The sequence below is a fragment of the Aminobacter aminovorans genome, assembly GCF_900445235.1.
Taxonomy (GTDB): Bacteria; Pseudomonadota; Alphaproteobacteria; order Rhizobiales; family Rhizobiaceae; genus Aminobacter; species Aminobacter aminovorans.
This window is the reverse complement of the sequence record NZ_UFSM01000001.1, coordinates 2652906-2667164: the sequence shown is the minus strand read 5'-3', so window position 1 is coordinate 2667164 and position 14259 is coordinate 2652906. Positions and strand designations below refer to the sequence as shown.

At 60.6% G+C, this 14259-nt stretch carries 24 protein-coding genes; 5 read left to right on the top strand and 19 right to left on the bottom strand.

The genetic code is table 11. The annotated features are described in order from the left end of the window. Positions 1–6 precede the first annotated feature (6 nt). Positions 7–1476: a phage terminase large subunit gene (gene terL / locus DY201_RS13075; RefSeq protein WP_172582928.1), complete on the bottom strand. Its 1470-nt coding sequence runs from the start codon at positions 1474–1476 to the stop codon at positions 7–9. Continuing rightward, positions 1442–1798, bottom strand: a complete 357-nt coding sequence (locus DY201_RS13070) for a hypothetical protein (protein ID WP_115731571.1) — start codon at positions 1796–1798, stop codon at positions 1442–1444. The genes terL and DY201_RS13070 overlap by 35 nt, the downstream gene beginning before the upstream one ends. A gap of 55 nt (positions 1799–1853) precedes the next feature. On the opposite strand from DY201_RS13070, the gene DY201_RS13065 reads away from it, so the two are divergent. After that, complete coding sequence (locus tag DY201_RS13065; RefSeq protein WP_245431985.1) at positions 1854–2117, top strand: hypothetical protein; 264 nt, start codon at positions 1854–1856, stop codon at positions 2115–2117. Positions 2118–2199: 82 nt separating this feature from the next. Next, positions 2200–2451 carry a hypothetical protein gene (locus DY201_RS28735; protein WP_131922307.1) on the top strand — a complete coding sequence of 84 codons (252 nt, stop codon included), beginning with the start codon at positions 2200–2202 and terminating at the stop codon, positions 2449–2451. A 16-nt stretch (positions 2452–2467) separates the two neighbouring features. Here the strand turns inward: DY201_RS28735 and DY201_RS13060 are convergent, their stop codons facing one another. Further along, positions 2468–2662, bottom strand: a complete 195-nt coding sequence (locus DY201_RS13060) for a hypothetical protein (RefSeq protein WP_115731569.1) — start codon at positions 2660–2662, stop codon at positions 2468–2470. A 160-nt stretch (positions 2663–2822) separates the two neighbouring features. On the opposite strand from DY201_RS13060, the gene DY201_RS13050 reads away from it, so the two are divergent. Beyond that, the gene (locus tag DY201_RS13050; protein ID WP_115731568.1) at positions 2823–3125 is read left to right on the top strand and encodes a sunset domain-containing protein; all 303 of its coding nucleotides are present in this window, start codon (positions 2823–2825) and stop codon (positions 3123–3125) included. 310 nt (positions 3126–3435) lie between these two features. Here the strand turns inward: DY201_RS13050 and DY201_RS13045 are convergent, their stop codons facing one another. From DY201_RS13045 to DY201_RS13025, 5 genes are read right to left on the bottom strand one after another with little or no spacing between them, the layout of a single operon-like run. After that, on the bottom strand, positions 3436–4158 hold the full coding sequence (locus DY201_RS13045; protein WP_115731567.1) for a hypothetical protein: 723 nt from the start codon (positions 4156–4158) through the stop codon (positions 3436–3438). Then, positions 4155–4595, bottom strand: coding sequence for a hypothetical protein (locus DY201_RS13040; RefSeq protein WP_115731566.1), 441 nt, complete (start codon positions 4593–4595; stop codon positions 4155–4157). The genes DY201_RS13045 and DY201_RS13040 overlap by 4 nt, the downstream gene beginning before the upstream one ends. After that, on the bottom strand, positions 4592–4936 hold the full coding sequence (locus tag DY201_RS13035) for a hypothetical protein (RefSeq protein ID WP_115731565.1): 345 nt from the start codon (positions 4934–4936) through the stop codon (positions 4592–4594). Before DY201_RS13035 ends, DY201_RS13040 begins: the two co-directional genes overlap by 4 nt. Next, entirely contained in the window at positions 4933–5115 is a 183-nt protein-coding gene (locus DY201_RS13030) for an NrdR family transcriptional regulator (protein WP_115731564.1), read from the bottom strand. Before DY201_RS13030 ends, DY201_RS13035 begins: the two co-directional genes overlap by 4 nt. Further along, positions 5115–6548 carry a replicative DNA helicase gene (locus tag DY201_RS13025; RefSeq protein ID WP_115731563.1) on the bottom strand — a complete coding sequence of 478 codons (1434 nt, stop codon included), beginning with the start codon at positions 6546–6548 and terminating at the stop codon, positions 5115–5117. The genes DY201_RS13030 and DY201_RS13025 overlap by 1 nt, the downstream gene beginning before the upstream one ends. Before the next feature lie 32 nt (positions 6549–6580). Here DY201_RS13025 and DY201_RS13020 point away from each other — a divergent pair, with 32 nt between their 5' ends. Continuing rightward, complete coding sequence (locus DY201_RS13020) at positions 6581–6814, top strand: DUF982 domain-containing protein (protein WP_115731562.1); 234 nt, start codon at positions 6581–6583, stop codon at positions 6812–6814. A gap of 8 nt (positions 6815–6822) precedes the next feature. Here DY201_RS13020 and DY201_RS13015 read toward each other — a convergent pair whose 3' ends face one another. The 11 genes from DY201_RS13015 to DY201_RS12965 form a co-directional block, all read right to left on the bottom strand. Then, a complete protein-coding gene (locus DY201_RS13015) occupies positions 6823–7380 on the bottom strand; it encodes a hypothetical protein (RefSeq protein ID WP_115731561.1) in 558 nt (185 codons plus the stop codon). Then, positions 7374–7652: a hypothetical protein gene (locus DY201_RS13010; protein ID WP_115731560.1), complete on the bottom strand. Its 279-nt coding sequence runs from the start codon at positions 7650–7652 to the stop codon at positions 7374–7376. The genes DY201_RS13015 and DY201_RS13010 overlap by 7 nt, the downstream gene beginning before the upstream one ends. Continuing rightward, the gene (locus DY201_RS13005; protein ID WP_115731559.1) at positions 7649–9010 is read right to left on the bottom strand and encodes a class I SAM-dependent methyltransferase; all 1362 of its coding nucleotides are present in this window, start codon (positions 9008–9010) and stop codon (positions 7649–7651) included. The genes DY201_RS13010 and DY201_RS13005 overlap by 4 nt, the downstream gene beginning before the upstream one ends. Further along, entirely contained in the window at positions 9007–9588 is a 582-nt protein-coding gene (locus tag DY201_RS13000; RefSeq protein WP_115731558.1) for a hypothetical protein, read from the bottom strand. The genes DY201_RS13005 and DY201_RS13000 overlap by 4 nt, the downstream gene beginning before the upstream one ends. Before the next feature lie 118 nt (positions 9589–9706). Then, positions 9707–10267, bottom strand: coding sequence for a hypothetical protein (locus DY201_RS12995; protein ID WP_115731557.1), 561 nt, complete (start codon positions 10265–10267; stop codon positions 9707–9709). Positions 10268–10280: 13 nt separating this feature from the next. Beyond that, complete coding sequence (locus DY201_RS29030) at positions 10281–10439, bottom strand: hypothetical protein (protein WP_165915885.1); 159 nt, start codon at positions 10437–10439, stop codon at positions 10281–10283. Continuing rightward, positions 10426–10824 carry a hypothetical protein gene (locus DY201_RS12990; RefSeq protein ID WP_131922309.1) on the bottom strand — a complete coding sequence of 133 codons (399 nt, stop codon included), beginning with the start codon at positions 10822–10824 and terminating at the stop codon, positions 10426–10428. Before DY201_RS12990 ends, DY201_RS29030 begins: the two co-directional genes overlap by 14 nt. A 369-nt stretch (positions 10825–11193) precedes the next feature. After that, complete coding sequence (locus DY201_RS28730; RefSeq protein ID WP_131922311.1) at positions 11194–11442, bottom strand: helix-turn-helix transcriptional regulator; 249 nt, start codon at positions 11440–11442, stop codon at positions 11194–11196. Continuing rightward, the gene (locus DY201_RS12980) at positions 11439–12518 is read right to left on the bottom strand and encodes a hypothetical protein (protein ID WP_115731554.1); all 1080 of its coding nucleotides are present in this window, start codon (positions 12516–12518) and stop codon (positions 11439–11441) included. Before DY201_RS12980 ends, DY201_RS28730 begins: the two co-directional genes overlap by 4 nt. Positions 12519–13272: 754 nt before the next feature. Next, positions 13273–13497, bottom strand: coding sequence for a hypothetical protein (locus DY201_RS28725; RefSeq protein ID WP_131922313.1), 225 nt, complete (start codon positions 13495–13497; stop codon positions 13273–13275). A 20-nt stretch (positions 13498–13517) separates the two neighbouring features. Continuing rightward, positions 13518–13766, bottom strand: a complete 249-nt coding sequence (locus DY201_RS12965) for a hypothetical protein (protein ID WP_245431984.1) — start codon at positions 13764–13766, stop codon at positions 13518–13520. A gap of 180 nt (positions 13767–13946) precedes the next feature. Between DY201_RS12965 and DY201_RS12960 the strand changes: the two genes are divergently transcribed. Continuing rightward, positions 13947–14255, top strand: coding sequence for a hypothetical protein (locus tag DY201_RS12960; RefSeq protein ID WP_115731550.1), 309 nt, complete (start codon positions 13947–13949; stop codon positions 14253–14255). The last annotated feature ends 4 nt before the right edge of the window (positions 14256–14259 follow it).

Genomic DNA, 14259 nt, shown 5'->3' with positions numbered 1-14259 from the left:
CATCCCTTAAATATTGTCGAGAGTGAAGGTTGAGCCCAACGCCAGCTCATTCAGAGCGTCGGCAAAGGCGTCCAACTGGTCATCGAATTGTGCGTTGGGGAACGAGCACACCTCGTCAAGGAACGCTTCATTCCACGGCCCGCGGATGAGCTTCACGTTTCCAGCTTCGGCCTGGGCTGATGCTGGCTTGGCCCGCACCGCCTTCTCGCCAGTCGGCCTGACCACACCCACGTTGTAGCCGGCCAGCAGCTTGACCTTGGTTGCAGCGTCCGCCTTACCAGCAGCGCCTGGGTCTTCTGGCATCCTGATACGGACATCCAAGCCGTCTTGGCTGGCCGTGTTCTTCAGGTTCTTCTCTACGTCGTTGGGCGACCAGCGATCGCGCTTGACGTCCTCGACGTAGAAGATGCCACTCGCCCAGGCCATGCGAAGCCCAACGGTCCAGTCAGGCTGCTTGCCAGCCTTCTGTTGTGTCGCTGCGAAGTCCCATGCCCGGCATCGGATAGCGCCGGCCGGCACAGCATCGACGATCTCGAAATCGCCCCGCTGAAACATGCCGCCCGAACGAGGCGCTGGCCGCTGCTGGAACTGACCAGCAACCGCATAGGAGCCCATCGGCACCTTGTCGCGCTCCACCACCTCTCGGGGGAAGCGCTCAGGGAACAGAAGCTCGCCGTCTTCCTTTCGCGGATCCTCGAACCCTATCGAGGTGAAGCACTTGCGATCCGGCTCGAACTCCATGGGGAGCATCAGGTGCTCATACCCAAGCCCGAGCTTCATGATCTGGCCCGAGACATCGTCCTCGTGCAGTCGCTGCATGATGACGATGATCGCCGAACGGATCGGATCGTTCAGGCGGGTCGGAACCGACTCTCGGAAGATGCGGCTAGTATTTGTCCGTTCCGCCTCGCTCTCGGCCGTCTCGGTCGAATGCGGGTCATCGATGATAACGCGATCGCCGCGGCCGCCGGTGAGACTGGCAAAGGGGACACCTTCACGATTGCCGGTCTTGGTGTTGGCGAAAGATGCCTCGCCCGCCCTGACCAGTTCCACCTCGGGCCACAGCGCCCGATACCACTCCGACTGCACCAGGTCGCGCATGCGGCGACTGTCGCGCTTGACGTACTTCTCCGCGTAGCTGGTGGTCAGATACCGGAGCGATGGCCTTCCAACTGGCCCCCATTCCCACGCCGGCCACAGCACCGACGTCAGCAGCGACTTCATAGTGCCAGGCGGCACATTGATCAGCAGACGGTTGATCTGGCCGGACGTGACCGCCTCGAGGTGGTCGGATATCGCGTCAAGGTGCCAGCCATGGACAAAGGTCGAGTTCGGCTCGACCACATGCCATGCCTCACGAATGAACCCAGAGAGCGTCTGGCACCTCGCCCTGATGCGCTCGGCATCGCGTGCAACACGCTCTCGTTCAGCCTCTGCTGCTCTACGCGCCCTCTCCTGCCTGATCTGGCGCATCATCGTCGCCGGGTCCGGCAAGCGGGCCGAAAATGCTTTCGAGCTGATCGAGTTCATCACCACTCAGTTTCGTGAGGTCGACCGTCTGGATCGGTCCGCCGTTGCGGCCGGTGTGCTGCATGGATGCGAGCTTGGGATGCACATAGGGCGCCGCTGCCTTGGCCATATCATCGCGCCTGGAAGCATCGGCCTTGGGGTTGCGCATCACCTTCAGCATGTAGTCGAGAGGGGTATCGCCACCCTTGGCGATTTCCTTTTCGCGACGAGCTGTGGCCTTGTTTGGGGTGCCTTTGGATCGCCCGCCTGTCTTCTTGCCGACTGCCATCTAACCTGCTCTACTTTTCATCTATTTTAGATGGGAGGGGACAGTGCCGGCATACATGATCAGCTACGACCTTCGAAAGGTGCGAAACTACGACGGCCTGATCAAGATACTGAGGGGCTGGAAATGCATCTCTCCTCTCAAGTCTCTATGGTTAGGCACCCTCACAGGGCCCGCCGGAACGATCCGAGATCTGCTCAGAGCCCAGATGGATTCTGATGACGGGCTAATAGTCGTCGAACTCAAACCTGGCGCGGACTGGGCACTCTACAAGACGAATGAGAACGCTGCCGCGTGGCTACAGGCGAACGTAACGCCTTAGACGCACCGATATTACAGGCGGAGGCTCATCTCGACAGGTGTCGAGAGTGGTGGGAGGATGCCCGCCTCACCGGGAGGGGCGAATGGCACAACAGCGTATGAGTCGAGACGGGAAGCCGTGGCCTCCGGGGGTTGAGCCGCTACCCCTTGATGGGTTCGACATGCTCGGCTTTCACCGTGAAACGAAAGCGCTCCATTGGGATGGTGTTCCGGTCATCACCAAGCACGAGCTTGGCAAGCAGGAGTTCTTCCTGGCCTCAATTGCCGCGTGGGCAACCGTGGCCGCGGCGGTCTTCGCCGGGATCGCCTTGGTCGTGCAGATCGTCAGCGGTTGATCGCTTAGCGCTGCGTTCACCCGGCGTCCGGTAGGATCAGGAACTTCGTCCACATGCCGTCACTGCGAACAGTATCGGCATCGAAATAGCCGTTGGCGGCGGCGTCGGTCAGGTGATACGGCCCCTGACAATCGTTCCAGACCATGAGCCGGCGATGCCAAGCTAGGTCGACTTCGACGTCGGTTAGCTTCTTGATGGGTTTCCAACGCATCGCCTGTCCTGATCTGGTTGCAGGGGCAGGATTTGAACCTGCGTCCACTTGGTTATGAGCCAAGCGAGCTACCGGGCTGCTCCACCCTGACTTGTTCGATCGTTAAAATTGCTCAGCCCACGTTTGCCAATCCGACAGCGGAGCCCGCTACGATGCGTCTATGAGACGCTCGCGACATCAGTTCAGCGTACCGTTTGCTGCAGCCCTCCTGGGCTCTGCCGGCTTGGGGTACTTCATTGATGAAATTTCCATACCGAGCTTCGCAACCACGTCTGCAGGCAGCAAGGTAGCTCGCAACTGCGACATCAAGGGCAACGTCAGCATAGACACTGGCGAGCGCATATTTCACGTGCCCGGCCAAGAATACTACGACGAGACGATCATCCGACCTGAGTTCGGTGAGCGATGGTTCTGCTCAGAAAGCGAAGCTCGCTCGGCAGGCTGGCGTAAATCCAAGTCTTGAAGGTGCCCTTTGATCCCTCAGGACCGATCCCGGGCTCGGCACTCTAAAATACCCAGCTGGCCACAGCGGCGATGCAAAGCCCGAAAGCGAATGTCGCGGCCAATCCTGCCCAGGTAATCAAGGCGATCCGCAAAACGGTCCCGGGTAATTCAATCAGAAGGTCGGCGATCCGTTGCTTGGGAAGCGGACGCTCGAAAAGCATACCGACCAATCCAATGGCATTTACCAGCAAGACAAGCGAAGCAGGCCCACCCAGAAGACAGACCCCGAACACGATCCAGACATATAGGGGCAGATCTGGCCAGACCACCTACGCCTCTTTCCGCCGCCGCGTCTCACGCTGGCGTCTCAATTCGTTCCGCTTGGCCGCCCATGAGAAAGCGGATGCTGGAGTGTCCTCAACGAAGGGTGCGAAGGCGCCATCGGCCAGCCAGGAATTCAACTGGTCTCGTTCGCCCGCATCTTCCGTGATCGTATCTGAAACATCACTGATTTCATGGCCGCATGACAACACCCGGATTTCGCGGTTTTCGTCATGCAAATCGCGTTTCCCGGCCAGATGGTCGGAAATGCGCTGCAATGCCCGGTCCTTGCGCCTTCTGCCGGTCTCTGGATGGATGTCTTCGACCTTGAAGCACCATCGACGGAAAGACTTGCCGCCGGCCTTTGCCCTAGCCCATGCCAAGAGTGCGCGACGCTCGCAATCGTCGTCCAGCCCTGTCAGCCAGTCGAACACCACTTCCATGGCGGAAAGCTCCTCGGAGGTGGGCATTAGCCCAACGCGCTCCCAGAAGGCTTTGCGCTCGTCAGCGAGCGGGTCTTCACCTTCTACCAGCCAGTCACCACGAATGAGCCGGCCTTTCTTGTCGACAACCCTGCGCCCCGGCTCCTTGCGCCAGCCGTTCTTGTCGGCCTGGGTGTGGACGTAGGGCAGTTGCTGCGCCCGAAGCGCCGCTGGACCGACATGCTCGCGCATGTTCCGATCGATCTCGGCCGCCCGGATGAAGGTCTGTGCAATGTCACCGATGTTCATGTCCGCCGCCTGTCATCGAGAAGATCGGGTTGGATGGATCGCGGCCCGAACGCCCGCCACACACGCTCGTAGATCATGCCAGCAAGCACGGCGTTCAATGGGAACACGCCGCGGAGATCCTGGCTGATCCACTGCAACTCGCCTACCGGTGTCGCGTCCCAGACCGCCAGCCACTTGGAAGCATCCTCGACGTCTGCGGGCCGGGCACGAATGAGACCTGATGCGGCGCCGAACGCGGCTTGATCCAGTGACGCCTTGTTGTTCTCCGTCTCGGCCAGCGTCGTCATGACCAGACGCGCATGCTCCATGCCTTGGCGGCTGATGATCTTCTGCAGCGTTCCGACGGCGCGCGTCTCGCCCGGCCCCGGATATGCCGACTTTGGCACAATCCGAACCTCGAACTCGTCGCATAGGCTTTGGACGCGCGGGTCGATCAAGCGCGCCTCCGCTCGACCTTGACCTGCCGGCCCTTGACGACGATCGCTCCGAGCACAGCCTCCTGATCCTGAGCCGCGCGGGCGGCGCGTTGTTCATGCCATGCGGCGACGCCGAGGACGTCTTTGGCGAGTTCGGCGCGCTCGGCATGAATCGTCGGATTGAGGATGCGTCGAACACACGCCTTAGCCGCCTCTATGGCCTGGCTGGCCGTGTCGCATTCCACCGGCGCACCATCTTTGCGGACATACCGCCAGCGCTCGGAGGCGAAGAGCTTGAACAGCGGCCGATAGCGCCCGTTCCATGGCATCTGCGAATAGTCGGGGAGGAATTCGCCGCTCATGCCGTCTCCTTGATGGGCTGGCCCTTGATGTCGCTGATGACCTCTATGGTGGTGAACAAGGCCGCGCACTTGTGGCACTTGCGCCGCCGGATGATCGTGTCGCGCCTCGGCCGGCTGTCGATCACGAGCAGCAGGTGCGACTTGCAGACCGGGCATTTCAGGCCGTCTCGGTTGCTCATCAGAAGCCCTCGTCGAAAAGTTGGGCCGGGGCTTCCTCGCGAAGGGACGCGTAGCGAGTGAACTCTTTCTCGAAGCCGAGCTTGCGGCGCTGGGTCGGATCTCCGAAGCGGACCTTCAACGCGCCGATCTCTGCCTTGCCTTCCCAGCCGACGAACCGCTCGTCGATCTTGGCCGCTTCCTTGCTGTCCTTGGCGATGCGGACCTGGTCCTCTTTGTATTTGTCGGGCCGGTAGAGGTAGAGGATCGCGTCGTAATCCTCCTTGGCCTGCTCGCCGCCGAACATGTCGGATGAGATTGGCCGGGGGTTCTCTCTCTTCATGCCGGCGCTGTTGCGCTGGTTGAGGTTTAGCCAGACACACTCGAGTTCGCCGGCAAATGCCTTGCACGAGCCGTTGACCTCGGAAGCGATGCGGCCCTCGTGCGCTTTGGGATCGCGCGGGGCGACCTTGCGGACGTGATCGAGCAGGACCAGGGGAACACCACCGTCACGGGCGTATCGCTTTGCGAACCGGCGCGCGTGGTTGCCAATCTGGCCGATGCCTTCGCGGTGGCACTTCTGGATGACGATCGGCAGCTCGGACAGCATGTCGAGCGCGTTGTAGTAGCGGTCCCATTCCTTCTCAGTCAGGGCCCGGCGTTTGATCCTCACACCCTCGATGCCCGTCATCTGTCCGGCGATCTGGTCGATGCACTGTTCCGGCGACTGGTCATAGGACAGGAACAGCACCGGGTGGCCACGCATGGCCGCGTAATGGACGATCTGAAGTGCCAGGCTGGTCTTGCCCTCGCCCGATGACGACAAGAGCCCATAGAGGTTGCCCACTTCTAGATCAGCGCCGAGCACTTCCCTGATTTGCTCGAGCGGCAGCGGGATCGATGGGATCTTCTCGTTCTTGGTCGAGCGCTCCTTGAGCCGCATGGCCACGGCCTTGGCTGTGCCGGGTCCCTCTTCCTTCGGGCTCTCGGCCCGGAGTTCTGCCAACTTGCCCTCGAAGTCGCCAGCAATGGCCACGCCCGACTGTTCCGGGCCCGCCTGGAAAGCGGCGTCGACCATGTCGTGAGCAATGGAGACCAGTTGCCGCCGTTCGTATGCCTCCACGATCGCCAGCCCGTGCGCCTTGGCGTGGTAGGCGCCGACGGTCTCCGACATCAGCTTGGCCATGTACTGCATCAAGGACATACCCCCGATGGTCCGGTCGGCCGGCAGGAACGGCTTGATCGTGATCGGCGTTGCGGCCTTGCCTGCTCCGATCATCTTCGCGATGAGATCGAATATCTCCCGGTGGATTGGCTCGAAGAAGTGGGCTGAGGTCAGGAAGGCCGACACGGCATGGAAAGCGTCATTGCTGACGAAGATCGAGCCAAGCAGGGATTGCTCGGCCTCGACGTTGTTGGGGAGATCAATGTTGAAGTCGCCAGGGTGCGCGTTCATGCAACCAGCCCCTTTTCAGCGCGTTGATTGCGATGAACATCGCTCCGTCCATACTGATCAACGGCCCCGGCTTCTCCCTCCGTGAGGTGAAGTCGGTTTCCGAAGCGCTTGAGTTCCTTGAGGAATGGCCGAAAAACGCGCGCAGCCCGTTCTGGTATCTGGCGCGCAACGCGCTGGATGGCGCCCTCACCGGTTCCATGCCGACTGACCATGCCAGAGACGCCTTTGAGGCGTTCTGCAAGGAATCCGGAATTCTGCTGGTCTAAACGCCGCTTCACGCCGCCACTCCCTGCCGCATCATCTTGAACCGCTGGCAGGCCTCGCCGGCTATGGCGATGCCAACAGCCTCGGCGGCGTCCGCGTTCTTCACATCGATCTTGAAGGCCCGGCACCGGTCGACCGCGGCGCGCTTCCATGCCGCTCGGTCGAACCCGGGTGAGCGGCCCATGCCGAGGAAATGCTTGCGCCAAGTCGCCGATGGGATCGTCTCCCATGGGATGCGATAGGCAGCGATGATTGCCACAGCGGCACACACCAGCCCTTCGAGCTGCAGCGCGTTAGGATTGATGGTTTGCTCGTCGACGGGCCCGGCCAGCGTCTGTCTGGTCTTCTTGAACGAGACGACGTTGCGCATGGGCTGTTCGATCGACACGAAGTCTGGCCGACCGGCCTTGAACATCGCGACGAGCTGCTGAGCGAGTGATGCCGCCTTCTCCTCGGCATTGTCGCCGACGGCCTTGATGAGGCCCGTCTTGATGGATGCGAGAGGCGAACCCGGTTCATACCAGGCGAAGCCAGTCGTCGTTGCGATGTCGAGGCCAAGGATCAGCACGGAACGGTCTCCTCTCGCAGCAAACCGCAGAGCCGCAAGTCGGCTTCCGTCGGCTCTTCGATGTGATCGATGAAGCAGCGGCCCCACATGCATGATGTATCGAAAACGGCGCGCTGATCATCTGTCCGGCCTTCGAGCAACATCACGCCTGTAAAGCAGTCTTTCGACTCGGACTCGTCTGGCCAAACCTCAATCCGCGAGCCGCTGTCCATGACAGCGATCATGCCGACAGGCGGATAGAACAGCGGGCCAGCCCATTGCACTTGCGTCATGCCGGCCTCCGGATTTTCAACAGCCCCGTGGGGACGTTCGTTCCGGCCTCGGCGAAGCTGCCGACAGGCAAGTCTCGCCATTCGCCCTGCAACTCGTCATGATCATAGTGAGCCGTCGCCGGCAGTATCGAAACGAGTTGGCCGCCAGGCTTCAGGAACTTCAGCGCGTGGCGGACATGCTTGACGTAGTGCCGGCCATAGAACGGCGGGTTCATCACCACGAAATCGAAATCGGGCTTTGGTGGGCATTCGAGGAAGTTGGCTGACAGGACGTTATGGCCTTTGGCCCGCGCCTCGGCAGCGCGCCCGGCGTGATACTCGATGCCGAAGACATGATGCCCGCGCTTGCGAACAGCATCCATGATCCGGCCATCACCGCATGACGGCTCCAAAACACGAGACGGCTCTGGCGGGTTGTGGTTCCAATCGCGGAGATTGTAGAGCCCGGCTAATTCCAGCGCCCTCTCGATCACATCCGCTGGCGACCAGTAGAACTGCAGGTCTTTCGAGACCGCTGTCCCCGTCTTGGGCTTGGCGTCCTCTTCTTCAGCATCCGGCAGCACCTCGCCGTAGAACTCGGCCAGTGCCTTGTTGATGTCGAGCAGCGTTTCCGGCCCAAAGAACACATGCGCATTGCCATTGGAGAATTTGCGAATCCAAAGGCCGCGGTCAAATGTCTGGTGTTCCTCGACCTTCCCATATCTTGGTTCGCCAGCGTAAACGCGGCCATCCAGAATTGCGTCTTCGCCATTCCGGTGAGCAACATCGATGGCGCTGAATTCGGAGTATTCCATCAAAGGCTGGCCGCGATAGGCAGCAAGCGCGTTCACGATGTCGCGGAACTTGTCGCGTCCGTAGTTGCCGTAGAAACTGCCGAAGCTCGACAGGATTACCCGCTTAGGCAGACCCTTCACGCCGATTTTGACCTTGGAATGGGATTTGTAAGCCGGGTCCAGGTCTGCAAACACCTCCGCCAGGCCGCGCAGAATGTGGTGGCGGGGCCGCTCCAGATAGTCGCCGAAGGTTGCCTTCGCGTTGTCGAACGTCAGCTCCGGCGGGCTCTCGACGGTGCGCTCGAAGAGCTTCCGGTCCTTGGCGCTGGCGATCCGATCGATTTGGAGACGGTCATAGATCGCTTTCCAACCGGACTTGCACAGATTTCGCTTCAGCTCCTCGGCGCTGATGTGGGGGCGATTCCGCGAGACCGGCGCGACGAACTTGCCCTGGATGCAGGCCGCCATTTCAAGCTTGAGATACGCAGCCTCGAATGAGGCAACCTCGCTTTCCATGGCCGCGCGCTTCTGGTCGTACTCGTCGATCAGATCAGAGACGGTGCTTTGGCGGGCGAGCGCGTTCATGCAGCCTCCCCGAAAAGCTCACGGCCTTCCCAGATGATGCGGGGCGAGTAGACCGCGCCCTTCGGGCCCCATACGTACCAAGCGTGATCTTCCGTCCCTGAGCTATCGCCGGGGAACCACTGGATCCTGTCGACGAGCGCGATCTTTGCCCAGAACCTTGGATTGTCGCGGAACAGATCGGTGCGGGTTTTGCCGAAATCGAATTTGGCCGTGAGAAGCAGGGCAACGAGGCCGTCGCACCGCTCCAGCGCCAACCGGGCAAACTTCACAGCGTCCCGGTTGCTCTTGCCGTAGGGCGGATTCGTGATGATGGCCTGGATCGACGGTTCATCATGCGGGCGATCGAGGAGAAAATCGAAGATGGCATTGTGCGGCCGATCATAGACAGCGATATCCGACGTGCACACTGAAGCACCGTGGTCGCGGAGAACATCGGCCATGAGATGGTTGCCTGCCGCCGGCTCCCACACCGTCATCCCGCGAACCGGGAATTGGCGAATGAGCGCTTCCGTAGCCCATGGCTCCGTCTGGTAGAGGTCGTTTTCCTTGCGGGCATAGTTGGAGGCAACGACCGTCATTTCACCACCGTCATGAACAGCACGAAGGCATAGGCAGCGGAGGTAGCGCAGCCCCACAGGCAGACTGCGGCGAGCCGGCGACGCAATGGCGTGATTTCGTGGGGCTCCATGGTCGGCCCTACTCCGCTGCTTCGCGGTGGTCGTCGTCGGCGAAGGGGTCGCCGTCATCATCGCCAGCCTGGATAAGCTCGTCGCCTGATGCCTCCTCTTCCTTCTTCTTAATGCCGGCGAAGAGAGCGCCCTGCCCGTCGTGCCAGCCGCGGGCATATTCCTGCCCTTCGGCCGAGCCTTCGTTGTAGGGATTGGACAGGCTGTCACCGCGAAGGCCGGATTCCTCGCCGTCGCGATATGCGCGCTCAGTCAGGGGCGCACGGTCGGTGAAGATGTCGAGCTGGGTGTTGATCGGGACGCCCGCGAAAGCCATGGCATGGCGCTCGGCTTCCTGCTTGGCCTTGAGCTTGGCTTGTCCTTCTGGCGTCTGGGCCTTTTCGTAGGTCTTGATCTGATCGAGGCCATACTCGCCGAGATCGGCTTTGATGACCTTGCCGACCTGCTTCATGCGGGCGTTGGCGGCCTTCTGCGCGGCCTGCGCCTCGAGGTAATTCTTGCGGTTGATGAAGAACAGAACCTTCCGGTCCTTGTCACTGACATCGCCTGAGTTATGTCCTGCTGTGGTCATGTCGTTCTCCTCCTCACCACACAGTGGCGCGCTGGGTTGTTGGTCGTTGCGTGATCGCCATTCCGTTGGCGTCCATGGCCCAGATCGTCACCAGGATCGCCGCTGCTGCACCGGCCGCTACGAAGACGAAGCCCCGCGCAGGCCGATGCCGCATCCGTTCAATTTCGAGCATCAAAGTCGCTCGTGCCCACCTGCGCAGGCCTTTGGTTAACCGCATCTCGGATTGCCTTAAGTTCGTGCCGCTGAGCGTCTTTGCGGTCGGCGGCGGCCTCGGTTGCCTCGCACAGGTGGTCGTAGGCGAGCTTCAGCCGGCGATATGCCTCACCGGCCACGTCTGACATTTCCCCGACCTTGTACTGGAGCCGATAGAGGTAGCTCTCGCGAACCCCGATCCGCTTCGAAAGCCGGAACCTTGCCGCCCCGTCAGTGTCTTTCCGGCCTCGAAACTCCGCATCATGCAGAGCGTCGGCCCAGGTCTTTGCTTCATTCAATGCAACGGTACTCATGCCGCCCTCGGAAGAACTTTTTCCGCGCTCGGAAAAACGTTTGCCGCACATTCCAGGTCTCCACGGTTACATTCGAACCGTGGATGGCCGGGAGTAACCGCCGGGTAGCCCACAAGGCGGGGTGTCCCGTCGGAGTAGTCCAACGTCAGATCCATGAAAGGATCGAACCATGCGCACTCATCAGAACCGCCGAGCCCGTCAGAGTGTGCAGTTGCAGTTGCCGTTCTCATGGGCGCCAACCCGTGCGAACGAACCGAAACGCCACGAAGCCAATTGTGGCGGATACCGAAACAGGCCAGCCAATGACGACGACCCATTCACCCAGGCGCGCGGGTTTATTCCGCCCGTCGGCGCCTTCGGTGTGGATGGCCGCCAAGCCCGCCACAACGCCAAGCGCGTAGAGTGAGATTGCCAACAAGGTCATGCCGCGACCTCGCGGCAGATCCGGGCGAAATCGTCCATGTCCCGGTCAGTGACTGAGAGAACTCGCGCTATCGTTTCAGTTGAAGGCCACCGCAGCCGGCCATTGGGTTTTACCCGGGCGCTGCGGTTAAACGCCGTGGAGTCCAGACCAGCCAGTTTTGCCAGACCCGAAGTCGACAGGCCGGCATCCGCTGCGATCTTGTCGACTGCGGCCCAGATCGCGAGGTGATGATGATCATGACTCATGCTGCCTCGCCTTCCGCCATCAGCTTCTTGCAAGCGTGGCAGTGGTTGCGGCCGGAGCCCCCGCAGAGATCAGTTCCAGGGTGCTGGCAATGAGGACGGAGCTGCCGGATCTGATCGGCTTTGCTCAACGCCTTGTAGGGTGCGACCGGAGCGGCGGGGATGACGGGCACCGCTCCGGTCTGTTCGGTTGCCTGGGAGGAGGAAGGCACCGAATGGGCATTGGACAGCGACGGTTCAACGCTATCGGCGTTCGCCAGTCGGGCCTTGCCCTTCACTGCAACGAATGCGCCGCCGTCCAATTGGGAATTGGTTGCGGCACTCTCTCCGCCCGTCACGTCCATGGTCTCAGACGTTGCAGATGCTGTTCGGCCAGCATCGACCCTACTCACCTCTCCCGTCATGCAGTCGGCTGGCCTCATCGTGGCTTTGCCTGTCGCACCGTTGTCCTCGGAGGCTTTCGCTTGGAATTGAAGTTCGTTTACGGCCAGGAAATGGACGCGAGCCGCATGGGCAGCGCAATTCCAGGCATTCTGCAGATCGTTGTATTGCTGCTCTTCGTCGTCGACGCGGATGCCGGCCGGCCGTTGCTTCGCCACATGTCGCTCGCCCGACTTCACCAGATTGACGGAAACCCGCTCGTTCTCCCGCTCGACGCGTCCGCGCCATTCGGAGACGATCTCGGTGAACTCGGCCTCGGGGATAGCGGCCATCTTGCGGGCACGATTGGCGAGGTTCTTGTCGATGCCAGCTTCTGCGAGGGTTGGCCGATCGTCCCGTGGGTTTTCTTGCAACCCACGGCGAAGAGCGCCCGTATTCAGACCGACTGTGTCTTTCTGCGCTTCGATCAGCTGACCGAGGCGGCGCTCGGCTCTGATCCTTATCTCGGCGGCATCGACCTCGAGTTGCTGGTTTTTCGCCTGCCTTGCGTAGGCACGCATAGCCTCGGCGTGGTCGCGGATGTCCTTTACGTCGTCGACGGACTTCGCCTCGGCGAGAGCCCGGCAAGCGGCGTCATAGCGGATGAGCGACGAAATAGGCTGCTCACCAGCCGGCATGATCTGGTGCACCAGGCTCATGCTACTGTCTCAGAGGCAGGGAAGAATTCAGCCGCGGTCAGGGGGATGCCCTTGTCAGCAGCAGCGGCGAGGAGCGCATGAGCGTGCTTCAGAGGGATAACACCACCGGTGCCTCCGTCCTCGCGACTGCGCATCCACCCATAAACACGGGTCCTATGAACGCCAACAATGGCCGACACAGCGTTTGGGCCACCGAGGCGATCGACAATGCTCTTTGCGGGTTCCATGGAAGCATTCGTAGCGCTTTTCGCTACATTTCGCAACCCAATTGTTGCGATTATCGCTTCACAAGATCGTCGCGCTTTTCGCTACACCGATAAGATGTTGAAATTGCACGAATGGGTTCGCCAAGCACATCACGCGTCCGGGATGTCCGGCTCGGATTTGTCCCGGCGTCTTTACGAGAAGCTTGGTCGAGAAACTCAAGACAGAAGCATCATAGGAAAGATGTCAAAAGCTCCCGGGTCTGCGGGGACAAAGCCTCGTCGCACGAGCCTCGAGGAAGTTGTGGCGCTAGCTGAGATTACTGGATACCCGCTTCCCGATGAGATTCTGGGTTCCTTTGGCGCACTCCGGCCGGATCGACAGATTAGCGAGCCCGCCGAGCGAGTGAAGCGGCAAGCCCCCCTCAAGGCCTCAGACGTAGACGAGCCGATCGACGGTCAAAGAGCGATTGAGGGGGCCCTGCGACGCATCGTGGGTTTGACTGACCTGGATGTCAAAGGTCTCATGTCAATGATCAAGGCCGCCAGGGCTAAGAATGGCGTGCCACTGTCACCAGACCAACCTCATGATCAACATGAATCCACCATTCCCCGCCATGTAGTAGAGCCATCAAAGTAGAAATCTCGGCTGCTTTCCGCTTGATAACGATGACCGGATCCAGCGGTGGAACCGCACCGGCCGCCTCGATCAGGCCGGCAACAATTTCCTCATTCCGCGAGGCAAAGCGCTGCTTGACCTGGTGACTTATCGCCATTCTCGCCCCCGCCCGCTCCGTTAGACACGCTGCATTTCGTTCATCTCTTCGGGCAGCTCGCCATATGCGGCGATCAACTTCGGCTCCTCGAAATCACCCGTAATGGCGTCGCCCTCCCGGACGAAGGCCACGACCAGGGGCTTTCTGCCGGCGAGCCGCTCCGCGAGCTGCTTCGCGTGAACCACATCTCGCGCGACGACCGGAGTGTCTGCTACGATCGCGCCGCGCTTACCGGGCTGATAGCTCTGGACTACGTACATTGCACTCATACTCGCCTCCCATGGCGTTCTTGTTGAATGCCCAATAGGAACGCTGTCCTATTGACAGAGTCAAGAACGAAAGAGGAACAAATTCCTCTCTTGCGCTATTATCCCTAACGTTGAAGATGGCGGGACCAAAGCAGCCGTGGGGAGGCTGTCGGGATCCAACCGAATGAGCCGAGATTGAATATGGCCGGCGCCTTCATCTCCGAATTAATCCGCGCCGCGAATGAGACTGACAGATTGACCGAACAAGAAAAGGCACGGCTGCTCCAGCGCGCCGCGTCCACGATCAGCCACTACCGTGAACTGATCAACTATTCCGAGACGCCTGCGAACGATGCAGGCCAAGGCGATATCGTTTTCGAACTCAACTCGATGGCCAGCGCGATTGATCTGTTTCCAGCCGATCGCGTGTCAACAATGCTCATGGAAGCTGTCGAGGTCATCAAGGCCTGCAGGGTACTGCTCGAAGAACAACGGAAGATTCTGGAATAGCTCT